Origin of the sequence: Bacillus sp. FSL K6-0923 (genome assembly GCF_038630825.1) — a bacterium.
GTDB classification, from domain to species: Bacteria; Bacillota; Bacilli; order Bacillales; family Bacillaceae; genus Bacillus; species Bacillus pumilus.
The window spans coordinates 3,634,743-3,647,558 of the sequence record NZ_CP152044.1; the positions used below are offsets into that span (position 1 = coordinate 3,634,743).

Annotated in this window: 12 protein-coding genes, 2 pseudogenes and 1 other annotated feature; of the genes and pseudogenes, 2 read left to right on the forward strand and 12 right to left on the reverse strand. The window is 39.3% G+C overall.

Features of this window, described 5'->3' with window-relative positions:
* Positions 1-74: 74 nt before the first annotated feature.
* From MHI16_RS18625 to MHI16_RS18670, 10 genes and pseudogenes are all read right to left on the reverse strand, one after another.
* A pseudogene (locus MHI16_RS18625) lies at positions 75-325 on the reverse strand (hypothetical protein).
* A 439-nt stretch (positions 326-764) separates the two neighbouring features.
* A pseudogene (locus MHI16_RS18630) lies at positions 765-1,353 on the reverse strand (pre-toxin TG domain-containing protein); the annotation flags it as partial.
* Between the two features lie 126 nt (positions 1,354-1,479).
* Positions 1,480-2,742 (reverse strand): DUF262 domain-containing protein, encoded by a 1,263-nt coding sequence (locus tag MHI16_RS18635; protein ID WP_235566994.1) that lies wholly within the window; start codon positions 2,740-2,742, stop codon positions 1,480-1,482.
* Complete coding sequence (locus MHI16_RS18640) at positions 2,742-3,941, reverse strand: FRG domain-containing protein (RefSeq protein WP_058013233.1); 1,200 nt, start codon at positions 3,939-3,941, stop codon at positions 2,742-2,744. Before MHI16_RS18640 ends, MHI16_RS18635 begins: the two co-directional genes overlap by 1 nt.
* 50 nt (positions 3,942-3,991) lie before the next feature.
* Positions 3,992-4,471, reverse strand: coding sequence for a 23S rRNA (pseudouridine(1915)-N(3))-methyltransferase RlmH (gene rlmH, locus MHI16_RS18645; RefSeq protein WP_268466915.1), 480 nt, complete (start codon positions 4,469-4,471; stop codon positions 3,992-3,994).
* Between the two features lie 80 nt (positions 4,472-4,551).
* The gene (locus MHI16_RS18650) at positions 4,552-4,722 is read right to left on the reverse strand and encodes a CxxH/CxxC protein (protein WP_008360116.1); all 171 of its coding nucleotides are present in this window, start codon (positions 4,720-4,722) and stop codon (positions 4,552-4,554) included.
* 161 nt (positions 4,723-4,883) lie between these two features.
* Positions 4,884-5,714 carry an energy-coupling factor transporter transmembrane component T gene (locus MHI16_RS18655; RefSeq protein ID WP_268466916.1) on the reverse strand — a complete coding sequence of 277 codons (831 nt, stop codon included), beginning with the start codon at positions 5,712-5,714 and terminating at the stop codon, positions 4,884-4,886.
* A complete protein-coding gene (locus MHI16_RS18660) occupies positions 5,705-7,420 on the reverse strand; it encodes an ABC transporter ATP-binding protein (protein ID WP_268466917.1) in 1,716 nt (571 codons plus the stop codon). The genes MHI16_RS18655 and MHI16_RS18660 overlap by 10 nt, the downstream gene beginning before the upstream one ends.
* Positions 7,421-7,439: 19 nt before the next feature.
* Entirely contained in the window at positions 7,440-7,997 is a 558-nt protein-coding gene (locus MHI16_RS18665; protein WP_012011871.1) for an ECF-type riboflavin transporter substrate-binding protein, read from the reverse strand.
* 15 nt (positions 7,998-8,012) lie between these two features.
* Complete coding sequence (locus tag MHI16_RS18670; RefSeq protein ID WP_061410146.1) at positions 8,013-8,873, reverse strand: S-adenosyl-l-methionine hydroxide adenosyltransferase family protein; 861 nt, start codon at positions 8,871-8,873, stop codon at positions 8,013-8,015.
* A 110-nt stretch (positions 8,874-8,983) separates the two neighbouring features.
* Positions 8,984-9,254 (reverse strand) — a binding site (T-box leader).
* Between the two features lie 192 nt (positions 9,255-9,446).
* On the opposite strand from MHI16_RS18670, the gene MHI16_RS18675 reads away from it, so the two are divergent.
* Positions 9,447-10,136, forward strand: coding sequence for an ABC transporter permease subunit (locus MHI16_RS18675; protein ID WP_058013228.1), 690 nt, complete (start codon positions 9,447-9,449; stop codon positions 10,134-10,136).
* Positions 10,137-11,018 (forward strand): ABC transporter ATP-binding protein, encoded by an 882-nt coding sequence (locus MHI16_RS18680; protein WP_058013227.1) that lies wholly within the window; start codon positions 10,137-10,139, stop codon positions 11,016-11,018.
* Positions 11,019-11,055: 37 nt separating this feature from the next.
* Here the strand turns inward: MHI16_RS18680 and MHI16_RS18685 are convergent, their stop codons facing one another.
* Together MHI16_RS18685 and MHI16_RS18690 are read right to left on the reverse strand one after the other, a co-directional pair.
* A complete protein-coding gene (locus MHI16_RS18685) occupies positions 11,056-11,523 on the reverse strand; it encodes a GNAT family N-acetyltransferase (protein WP_061410149.1) in 468 nt (155 codons plus the stop codon).
* A 68-nt stretch (positions 11,524-11,591) separates the two neighbouring features.
* The gene (locus MHI16_RS18690; protein ID WP_268466918.1) at positions 11,592-12,779 is read right to left on the reverse strand and encodes a S1C family serine protease; all 1,188 of its coding nucleotides are present in this window, start codon (positions 12,777-12,779) and stop codon (positions 11,592-11,594) included.
* Positions 12,780-12,816: the final 37 nt, after the last annotated feature.

Genomic DNA, 12,816 nt, shown 5'->3' on the forward strand with positions numbered 1-12,816 from the left:
ATGCATGGTATTGTAAATCACTCATGTATCTCATCTTATTATTTCTTGATATATGAGTTTTGGTTAAACCTTTTTTATGACTCAAAAGCAGTTCTTTCTGGGAATACTCCTCCCTCTCTGATTAGGCAAACTGCTAATCTTTGAGCAGCTCTATCAAAATAAAATTTTGTGGCAATATTCTCATCTGGTAAGCTTCTATTTCTGAAACTTTTCTCGTCAATTTATTCAATTCAATTTTCCCCATACTATTTTCATTTGGACCAAATCTATATATGACTACATCTTTACTTTCAAATTCTTTTAGTAGCAAGACGTATGAAGCCATCTTCATTCCTCCTTTAAATGATACCAAGGACAACCAGACTCTACTGTTTTATCATGTGTTGTCCTATAATTAGTTTTAAAAATGCCCTCGAACTTTGATTCAAATATTTCATGATTTAATAGTGCAATATCATTCTTATTATAACTTCCTTTTTGTAGTCTACCCCATGCCTGTGCAATTTCATAATCAGAGTCAAAGAGCGTCCAACACCATGCTCCTGTATGTGTTCCTTAATAAATAAATGCTCTTTAATTCTTTGAACTCTTTCTTTAGTCATTCCTGTATTTTTAGAAATTAACTGAACATCAATTTTAGATTTTCTAAAATTAGCATACATTTCTTCTGTTCTATCAAGTTGTTTTAGATAATCATCGATTGAAATTTCCCTACTACCTGTTTGAATCCAATTTGTACCCTTAGTCCCCATCTTCCCCTGAAACCCTTTCGTCCCAAACGGCAAAAGCATTCCAAGCGCCGCATTCATACTGGCTTCCTGCTGTTCTTTGGAGATCTTGTTTCCAAACATGTCTCGGCCTGTGATCGCTTCGCTGAAGCCCTTGGTGGCAGTGAGGCCATATAAACCTTTTTGAGATGTTTTGAGGGCGTCAAAAGATTTTTGAGATGTCTTGTAGATATCGACCGCCTTGACTGCGGCTGATGTGGCTTGGGTTGTTTTATAGACGGCCTTTCCGCCTTTGAAAATGCGTCCTGCCCAGCCGACGATAGGAATATAACCTGCTGCCATGCCTCCTGCCACGACTCGCTGGTCTGCGGTGAGTTCCTCGCCCGTGATTAGATCAACGCCTGTCGCGGCACGTTTTGCATCGTTCACACCTGTCAGTTCATTCACGATATTTCCACCATAATTGAGCGTTTTTCATACCAAGGACGGTTCGCGAGGGCTTTATGTTCCTTTGCGATCTCGCGGGCTTCTTGTTGTTCTTCTTTAATGTTGAGATATTCAAAAGTTTGCTTTTCAATATCGCTTTTGTCTTGTAGATTTCGCTATTTTGATACGCTTTTACATGCAATCCCAATTTTTTATTCAAGCGTATAATTATTATGGATGATAACAAAAAAGTCTACTTATAAATTTTATAAGTAGACTTTTAAGCGTAACAATTGCCATTAGAATTAAAAAGATTTTCATTTTCCTATTTAATATTCTTTTCAATATTACTTCTAATAAAATTCTCAATTTCTGTTTTTTTGCTTTGTTTTAAAATTAATGAAGAAAACTCTCTTTTTTGTATCTTATTATCTATAAATAAATATTTCATTATATTCTTCATATTAGTTGATGAGGCTTTATATTCTATGTCAGCTATAGGGGAAAATGAAATTATTGTTTTAATATCGTCTACAAGCTTTTTATCATTAAGATTAATTTCAAAATAATAATATATTGCTGCTAGTATAATAGATACCCCTACTATAAACTTACTCTGTCTTTCTTTTTTATCTGAAACCATACTCATTGAAAATGGAAATTCTACTTCATTTGATATCTTTATAATTAGTTCATTAAAATCATCAAATCTTTCTCTCATTTCTATTAAGTCTTCATCTTCATTTTTTTTGAAAAATTTGGATTTTCTCTCTAAAAAGACTTTCGAAGCAGTAATTCCATCCCTTATATTTTCTTGTAACCCCTTTTCTAGAACACTAAATATTATACATATTTCTTGGTGATTTTTTTGCTTATCGTTCCTACCTTTCGTAATATTATAAAGTTTCAGTAATTTCATCTCTCTTAAATTATCGAAATGAAATAGATTATCCTCACTATCCTCAATCAAAGAATTAATAAAGTTACTTATAAATTTACTCGTTTCTGAAAAGTAAGTTGCCATTTCAATTTCTTGTATTTCTAAAGGTTTTGTGTTTCTATTATATCTTTTAAATAATTCTATCTCTACTTCTGGATCTTCAAAGCTTTCAAATTCTAGAATTGATAAATGACTCCCTAAGATTTTAATTTTATCTTTTTTATCTAACTCAGAAAATTTTTTATTATCATATGCTGGATTTTCCCCTATTATCTCCAGATTTTTCAATGGAAATTTATTATTTATATATCTAAAAATCGCATTTAAACGATGTTGTCCGTCCATTACATGTCTAATTTGGGCATCATTTTCACCAGAAATAACCAGAAAAACTTCTGGTATTGGTATTCCAATCAATAGTGATTCAATAATTGAGCTCTCTTCTCGAATGGAAGAACGATATTTACGTTGATAATCTGGACTTAAAACAATTCCATGTAATATCTCTATCTCTTCTTGTTCAGTTAAGACATCTAATTTTAGATACTTTTCTCCCTTTTCAATAAATGTAACGATATCTTGAACCGATATTAACGGTCTATTTGATTTTATATTTCTCATGGACTCTTTAAATTTAGAGCTCATCATCAAATATCATCCCCCTTCATCATCTCGTGTTGAAAGTTTATAGATTTAACTACATTATCTTTATCAGGATAAATATTTTCAAAAGTAATACCAAGATTAAAAAGCTCTTTCAACATATTTTTCTTCGCTTCTTTATTTATTATTACAATTTTTCCAAACTCAAATAATCTTCTCTCAAAATCTTCTCTATCTTGTGTAGATACTTTTAAAAAACACCCTTTTTGAAAATGAATTCTTTCATTTGAATTACCTAATTTAATAAAATATGACCTGGCAGAAAATTTATTCAAACCATCTACCACGTTAGTATCGGAGTAATCTATTAATTTCTCTTTCCTATTAATTGTGTCATCATTATAAGAGAGAGCGTCAATAAAGTATACTATAGAATGATGTTCCCTATATTCATAGTCTTCAATTGCAAATAATAAGGAAATCAAGTGTGCTTCAGTAAAGTCTAAATACTCTGTAGGTAAGCCAAAATGTTGGCCTTCCGCTCTTAATGCTTCTTTTGACTTCCCTATAATATCTCTATCATAAAATACAATTTTTTGTTTAAAAGCACTCTCATACTTATCTGCATATATTTCAAAATCCTTTGTATACCTTCTATGTAATGAGGGGATTAATTTGTTTGTACAGTTTTTTTGTCCTCTTGAGACATAGTTTTCAGCAGGTTCTAGTTTCGAGACAAAGTCAATATATTCGCTAAGTTTATTTATATATATAATCTCATCTTTATTTATGCCCAGCATTTCGGAAAGTGTATGCGGAATATTATACTCTTTCCATTTTTCTTCTTCTTCTTTCCTTATATTTACTAAATTGTTTATTTTGCTGTAATCTAAAATCAATTTCCCATCATCTAATTCTTGTTCTAAGTCAATTATTTCTTCTATTTTAATATCTTTTAAATATTCTAATTCATATTTATTTGAATTAATTTCTGGTTCTTTTAACATAATAAAGTAAGACTGCTTTATATATGTTAAATTTTTTAAGTAAACTTCAAATTGTTCTGTCTCTTTATCCTTAAAATTTGAAAGTTCTTTTTCTATTAAGTCATCTTGCATTTGTGTAATTTCTTCTATTTCTAAAGAATACTCTACCATTATTTTTTTTAATTCTTTTTCATTACAACTTAAATCAATCTGTTCTAATAGTTCAATACCGAAAATATTTCTTTTTGTATTTTGCAAGATATCACCCCTTTGTATTATTATACACAAAATCCACTTTTTGTATAATATTACTTGTGATACGGCTCCCCCCGCACAATCCGAAACGCCCGATAAACCTGCTCCACCAGCACCAACCTCATCAACTGATGCGGAAACGTCATCTTCGAAAACGACAGTTTCTCATTCGCCCGCTGCATCACAGCATCACTTAATCCAAGTGATCCGCCTATGACGAAACATACTTTGCTTTTTCCGTATGTTGCCAGCTTATCTATTGTATCGGCTAATTCTTCGGAACTTTTCATTTTTCCTTCGATGGCGAGGGCGATGACGTGGGCGTCTGGGTTGATTTTGCTTAGGATGCGTTCTCCTTCTTTGTCTTTGATGATTTTCATGTCTTGATCACTAAGATTCTCGGGTGCTTTTTCGTCCGCGAGCTCAATGATCTCGATTTTTGCGTAAGCCTGTAATCGTTTTGTGTATTCGGCTATGCCTTGCTTTAAATATTTCTCTTTTAATTTTCCTACTGTGATAATTGATATATTCACAGGTCATCCCCACCTTAAGAACAAGTTATTCATATAAGTTATCAACAATTGTGGATAAAATTTGTGTATTTTGTGTCCGATCATTCGTTCCCCACTATATATATTGCAGGTTCATCGCACAATTCACAGGTTGTGGATAAGCTGTGTGTATGTTCGATTTTTCTGAATTCTGGCGGTGTTTCGTGATCATCTATGTACATGTCTAGTACGGTTTCTATATGTTCTGCACAAGCATAAAGTGATTTGTTCATAAGTTTCTAATTCCTCCAATATGTTGTTTGGTTATTCACAAGTGTTTCGCTCATTGTTCAATATAACCGATTTATTCACATGTTAATAGTCTTTTACCATTTTCCACATCTTTTATCCACAAACCAAATAAAAAAGCCTCCACTCCTGTGAAGGCTTCCTTCTATAGAAAAGGATTATAAAATCTCGTTCCTCTAACAAATGTAATCACAAGCGACACGATCAGCACCACGCCAACAAACAATAACGCCACATAATCTGCTTTTTGAAAGTCTTTCGCCGTAAACCATGTGCGTTTTTTATGCTTTCCAAACCCGCGCAGCTCCATCGCATTGCTAATCGTCTCTATCCGCTCTAAGCTGGAAAAAATCAGCGGCATCACAATCGACAGCGCATTTTTAATTCGTTTTCCCAGTTTTTCATTCTTCGATAAATCAATGCCTCTAGCTTGCTGAGAAATGGCAATCGTTCGAAAATCACGCTGAATATCTGGAATGTAGCGCAGAGCAATCGCTACCGCATACGAAATCCGGTAGCTGACCCCGATTCTGCTGAGCGATGAGGCGAATTCACTTGGATTTGTTGTCACGATAAATAAAAGCGCTGCTGGCATCACGGTCATGTATTTCAGTGTGATGTTCAATTGATAGAAAAGCTGTTCAAGTGTGACGTTGTACCAGCCTGCAATGTGAAACAGCTCATGCTTTGCTCCGTAAATCGCGACGCCTTGCTGGGGTGCAAAGATGTAAATGGCAATGTTGTTGATGACAAGGAAAATCGCCAAGACGATTACTACAAAGGAGATATCACGAAATCGTACGTTTGATAGCTGAAAGAACACGATACTGGCAACTAGCATAAACACTAATACCCCTGTATCATACGTGAGCATCGCTGCGGACGACCAGAGGATAAAGAAAATGAGTTTGGTTGCACCAGTCAGCCGGTGAATCGGCGACGGGCGATCGATATAGGACAGCATGTCTACAGCCATTTCATTCGTTCCTTTCTATCAACCTCAATGAAGCGATCCACGAGTTCATTTGGATTCGGCCAGTCTGCTTTCAGCGCTAGTTCATACAGCGACGTTTCCTTTAAGCTCGCCCTTTGAACAAGCAGCTGATCTGTCAGCACTTTGGCTGGTGTATCATCTGCGATTTTTTCTCCATCTGAAATGACAATGGTTCTTGTTGTGTATTCAAGCATCAAGTGCATATCATGGGTGATCATCAAAATCGTGACACCCTGCTGATTTAATTGCTCTAAAAACGTCATCATCTCTGTGTAATGTCTAAAATCCTGTCCGGCGGTTGGCTCATCTAAAATAATGATTTCTGGTTCTAATACAAGAATTGATGCGATCGTGACGCGCTTTTTCTGTCCAAAGCTGAGAGCAGAAATCGGCCAGTTCCGAAATGGGTATAAACCGCATACTTTTAAGACTCGCTCCACCCGTTCCTTGATGTCTTCTTCCTTTACGCCTCTTAAAACGAGACCAAATGCGACTTCATCAAAAATCATTTGTTTAGAAATCATTTGATTTGGATTTTGCATAACGACACCGATTCGTTCGGAGCGCTGTTTGATCGTATCTCCTGTGATGTCATCACCATTTAAAAGAATGGACCCCTTCGTTGGCTTTTCAAATGCACAGAGCACCTTGGATAGTGTCGTCTTGCCTGCCCCATTGGCTCCAGCGATGCTGATCATTTCTCCTTTTTTGACGGTAAAAGAGATGTTGTTCAGCGTGTTTGGTCTTGTCGGATAGTCAAAGCTCAGCTCACGCACTTCTAGTAAATCCTGCGCTGCATTCTGCTCGACTGACGGCTCAGATGCTTCCATCCATTGCTCGATTTTCTCTTTTGCCTCGTCATTTAAGGTGAGATGCTGTAAATTAGCGATTTTATCTCCTGCTTCAATCGGAATTCCTGCATATTTCATCGCTCTCACATATAAAGGCTCACGTAAATACGCCGCTTCTAATACATTTGAGGCGAGCAATTCATCTGGTGTCATGTCTGCTGCAATCGTGCCGTCATTAACGACGATGATGCGGTCGACTTGGCGGAAAAGAACGTCCTCTAATCGGTGCTCGACCATCACGACGGTTTTTTTCGTTTGTTTTTGTAGTCGGTCAATAAGGTCGATCACTTCTTTGCCTGTTGCGGGGTCAAGGCTTGCGAGTGGTTCGTCAAATAACAAAATGTCGACTTCGTTAACAAGTACGCCCGCAATGGCGACACGTTGTTTTTGTCCGCCTGACAGCTCATGCACGGACGATGCCAGCTTGCCGTCTACCTCTGTTAATCTTGCTGCTTCCTCGACACGTGTTTTCATTTCTTCGCGTGTGACTTGATCATTTTCAAGCGTAAACGCGATATCTTCTCCAACGGTCAGCCCAATGAATTGTCCATCAGGGTCCTGAAGCACCGTTCCGACAAGCTGTGAAAGGGAGAAAATGTTCTCTTTCTCTGCATTTTTCCCGCCGATGTGAAGACTTCCTTCCATAGAACCTTTATAAGACGCAGGAACTAGCCCATTGATGCAATGGGCTAGTGTGCTTTTTCCCGAACCAGACGGGCCTGCGATGAGGACTTTTTCGCCTTCATAGATGGTCAGGTTGATATCTTTCAATGTCGGTTCTGCCTGACTGTGATATTGGAATCCGAAATGTTCGAATTGAATCATCGGTTTCTTCATTTATGTGTTCCACCTTGCTTCATGATGTTTCTTTCGATAGACTGCCGCTTTTGCTTCTCGTTTTTGCATAAGCTGCAATGATGATGGTTCCTAGTACACCGACTGTAATGATGTTTGAGATTCCTGCCACGATGCCTTGAACAAATACTTTGTTCGCAGGTTCTGCATAGATCACAATGTCGAGTACTGGGGCAATGACAAACCAGCCCAATGCCTGTGCGCCTGCTTGTACGGCGTTGAAGAGCGTGATTTTTTTCCAGCCAAAGTCGCCCTCTTCTACTTTTAAACGGTTTGAAATGAATCCGATCAATAACCCAACAACACCTGAAACGATAATCCAGCTCCACCAAGGACCGAATGTAGTAGCATCTTTAATAAGATGACCAATAAACCCAATCAGCGCGCCTGCAACAGGACCAAATAGCACGGCCATTAATGCAAGAAATGCATACGATGTCTCAATTTGTGTATTCGGAATCCCAGTTGGAATGGAGACGAAGCGTCCTAAAATCACAAAGACGGCTGCGCCAATTCCGATGGCAACGACAGTTTTCGTTGAAAGTTGTTTACCTGCCATGATGTTATCCTCCTCTTATTCGTATATAATGCGCGGAGCTTTGCGAATCGAAAGGCGCCAGCCTGTGCCTGTCCCGATATTATAAGCCTTTGCAAATGACCCTTGATTGATCGCCACGCCTAAATGATCGAGTGAATTGACATATACGAGTGGTTCGCCTACCTTTAAATCGGCAAAAGATCGTCCATAGGTCATGATATTTTTATACACATTTTTTGGCCCGTTGGCAATGGTAACTTCTATTGCATCCCCATAATTGATTGAAAGCTGTTCAAATAGCGTGTGATGAATGTTTGTCCATAGGTTTCCGAACCGCACGTCTAAAATATCAATTGTTCCTGTGATTACTTCTTCTTTCGCATAAGCCTGTACGACTGGAAGGTGAATAATTTCATCAATATTCGCCTTTGGCCCAACCTCTTCAAAAGAAATCACTCCTGAAGCAATTCTCGCCCCTGTATACGCGTAAATGTCTCTCCCATGGAATGTATGTGATTTTCCCGACTTCGGCAGCCGGTTAATGGTTTCATCTAAATAACGTGCTTCTACAATGCCTATATCCTGTGCGACGTGTGTGAGTGTTCCGTTATCTGGGGTAATAATGTAGTGCGAGCTTGTGGTTTTGACGACAAGACTCTTTCTTTCTGACCCAACCCCTGGGTCAACGACGGATACGAATACCGTCTCTTCCGGCCAGTATGTGACGGTTTGGAGCAGGCGGTAAGATGCCTCCCAAATGTCATATTGCGGTATATTGTGTGTTAAATCAAAAAGGCGGATGCTACTGCTGACCGTATTTGCCACTCCGTACATGGCGCTGACCGCTCCATCATCAATGCCGAAATCTGATTGTAAAACCAATGCATGTTCACTCATGTCAATCTCCCTTTCATTTGAAAAAATGGATGTGGTGTTTCACGTGGAACATTTGAACATTTGTATGAAAAAAGTGGACAATAAAAAATACCCCATCCTTATCTTTGAATCATAAGGACGAGGTATTTGTCTCGTGGTACCACCTTTATTTACTGTTTGCTCGCGCTAAACAGCCTCTACAAGTACAAAGCTCCAATTTGGCTCATATACTGTGGTTTTGATAACGAGTACCAACTCTCGTCGTGTCCTACTAATATCATGGATATGTTCAGCACGAGGCTCAGAGACCATTTTTCGAATCATTATTTTTGCTTCTTTTCAGCTGCCGAAGCTCTCTGTGGAAAAATTGATGATTGTACTTTCTCTCGTCATTGCCTGTTTAACTATCTTGAATTAAAGCTATCATACATGATGTTTTTTGATAAATCAAGATATTTTTCTGAACATTTTAAAAAATGAGTTAACTGTTCTGGAAGAGTCTTCTTTTTTATAAAATTTAAGCAAATGTTAAAGAGCGAGATATGGTGTCTTTCCTTTCTAGCGGTATAATAAAGATGAAGGGAGGTACAGCGTGTGTGGACCATCTGTATGAATGAGTTTAAGCAGCTCTTCAAAAGCACAAAATCTATTTTAACAATTGTTATTATTTTCATTTTATCTACTTTTGTTTCAACTCTACCGTTTATTGCTGCTCATCAGGACAAATGGGAGCAGGCAAAGGATCCTTATTCCATTGGGAATGAACTGGTGATGTCTCTATTTGGTTTCTTCCTTATTTTCTTATTGTCTCACGATATTTTAAGCAGAGAAATCCATTTGAAAACCATTCGTTTTCTCGTCAGTAAAACCACCCGTTTGAACATTATTATCGGGAAATATCTTGGACTGATGCTGTTTTGGCTTAGCTGTATTATGACGACCTACGTACTGAATATGGTGATTTCACATCGTTTTCTGTTCTCTGATGCGTTAAAAATCTTAACCTTCATCAGTGTCGGTATCTCATGTGCTTTATTTTTGTCCATGCTCTTTCCAACCCCGCAGAAATCTATGTTTGTTGGGATGTTGTTTTCCTTTCTTTTCCCGATCGTCAGTATGATATCTGTTCTTTCTTCAGAACGATTGATTCATTGGTTCCAATATATCACGCCTTATTATTATGCGCGCTTGAGTGAACCGCTGACCTATATACTCTTGAATACAGCATTAACCGTTGTATTACTCCTTGGAACAGCACTCCTATTTCAAAGGAGGGATGTCTAAATGCTATATACAAAAGAACTCACAAAAAAATACAGGACAAAAGTCGCAATAGATCACATCACCCTTGATGTCAATCAAGGCGATATCTTCGGACTCATTGGACCGAAGGGTTCTGGTAAGACAACGTTCTTCAATATCATTACGGGAATTTCCCGGCCAACCTCTGGGACGTTTACGATGATGGATATGCCTTCATTAAAAAAGGTGAGACAGCATATCGGTGTTCTGCCTGAATATACGGATTTATATGAAGGGCTGACGGCACTTGAACATATTGCCTACTTATCAAAAATCACCGGTACGCGCCAGAAAACGAGTGATTATGAAGAACTGCTCGAATTTGTCGGCTTGGATCACTATCAGCAGGAAAAGGTCGGTTCCTTCACACCCGGTATGAAGAAACGGCTCGGCATGGCGCAGGCCATCGCCCATCGGCCCGAATTTATTTTACTCGACGAGCCTTTTGCCGATATTGACGCAGATTCGATCTTGCACATCCAGCAGGTCATTGACACGTTAAAACATGAAGGGAAAACCGTCTTTTTAACGGCTGACCGCCCAAGGTTCACAAATAGTATTTGTACCAAAACTGCTTTTATTTCTGAAGGAAAATTAGTGTCCCCCCATACACTCCCTCAAGAGAAAACCATCACATCCTCAAACATACGTGCAACCTTCAAGCATGCGTGGATTGATGATGAGGTGAAGCCTGTTCTCACGCAGTACTTACAAACTGTGGGAACAGATCTTGTGATCAGTGATGACGAGACCTCATTGTTGATTCGTTCAGAAGCTCAAGTTCCATCAATCATCCGCGCTTTCGTGAAATGCAAAGTTGATTTATACAGAGTCACGGCTCAGGATGCCATGAGCTCCTCATAAAAAAGCACCGTATGCGATCCCGCACGGTGCTTCTTCTTTATGATAAAGGTTTACTCATATAGATTCCGGTTTCTTCAAATCCCGTCTTCTCATACAATGAACGGGCAATTTGATTATGAGCAAAGACATGCAGCGAGAGTTTCTGCACTCCTAATGACTTTGCCTGCTTCTCTAATGCAGCAATGGCCTGCTTTGCAAAGCCTTTCCCTCGATAAGCTTCGAATAAGAAAAAGTTATAAATGAATCCTTCCTTCTGCGGGTGATTGGGGTCATAACAAAGCCAAACCCAGCCAATCGCTTCCTCCCCATTCAAGAGATTCCATAGCTCATGATGCTCTGTCTGCAGTCCTTCAGGAAGCAGCCGATCAAATTGTTCTTCGGCGTTTGCAAGTGATTCTTCCTTTCCCCAAGTCCCTGCAAGTACCTTTTCTTCTGCGTACCTCTGAATGGCCTTCTCCATCAATACATCGTAATCCGTCTGTGACATTGGCTGTAATGTAACCAATCGTATCGCCCCCTTTCCTCCATCATATGATGAGCATGCAAAAAAAACCAGTCCCATCAAGGAACTGGTTATCCGCCGAATCGGTCGGTTTGAGAAAGTTTGATCTCTACTGATTTTTTCTTTCCACTTCGGTAAAACTGCACCTTTACCTTGTCGCCGACTTTCTTTTGATATAAATACTTACGAAGGTCTACGATATTCTGTACACTCTTGCCATCAAAGGAGGTGACGACATCCAGTTCATTTAGCCCCGCTTTTCCTGCTGGAGACAAAGGCTCGACACTCATCACGACAACGCCTGATGTGATTTTAGACGGTAGCTTTAACGTTTCCTCCCAGTGATAGCTCGCAATATCTGCTAAAGACTTCATGCCAACACCTAGATACGGACGCTTCACCTCTCCGTAGCGCTCTAAATCCTCTATAACAGGGATGACAAGATTCGCCGGGATAGACAGCCCGATGCCTTCTACCTCTGATTCAGCAATCTTCATTGAATTGATGCCGATCACTTTTCCGTCCATATTGATCAAGGCACCACCGCTGTTACCTGGATTGATGGCGGCATCTGTTTGCAGTACCTCCGCATTCCAATCCGCCTGTCCGTCTCCATTCGAGTCTACAGGAATCGCACGTTCCGTTCCTGAAATGACACCTTGTGTGACAGAGCCTGCGAATTCAAGCCCTAATGGATTTCCAATGGCGATCACTGGCTCACCGGGCTTCACATGATCTGAATTTCCAAAGGCAGCGGTTTGCTTGATCTTATCACTTTTAACGGTGAGAACCGCTAAATCCATGAGCTGATCGCTTCCGACAAGGTTGGCGCCAATTCTTGTCCCATCCTGAAGACTCACTTCAAGCTGGTTGGCACCTTTGATGACGTGATGGTTGGTCACGATATAAAAGGTGTCACCCTTTTTCTTATAAATCACACCTGACCCGCTGCCTGCCTCTCCGCCTTCTTCCCAAAAGCTCGACTTTTGGATATTAATGACGCCGACAACCGTATCCGACATATGAGATACGACTTTTGTGACCGCATCATTGACGTTCACATTGATGGTCTTTAAAGGACCCTGTGCTGCTTGCCCATCTCCGTTCTGCTGCCACCCAAAGGGACTGCCGCTCTGACCTGATACATAGGGGAAAAAGAATCCCATTAAAAAAGCTCCTACCAATACGCCGATCAGACCAGATAGGAAATATCCTTTTCTGCTTCGTCTCGGCTTCCACTCTACATCGCGATAATCCACTATGTTTCCTTCCTTTCAGTGAATAGATGATGTATAT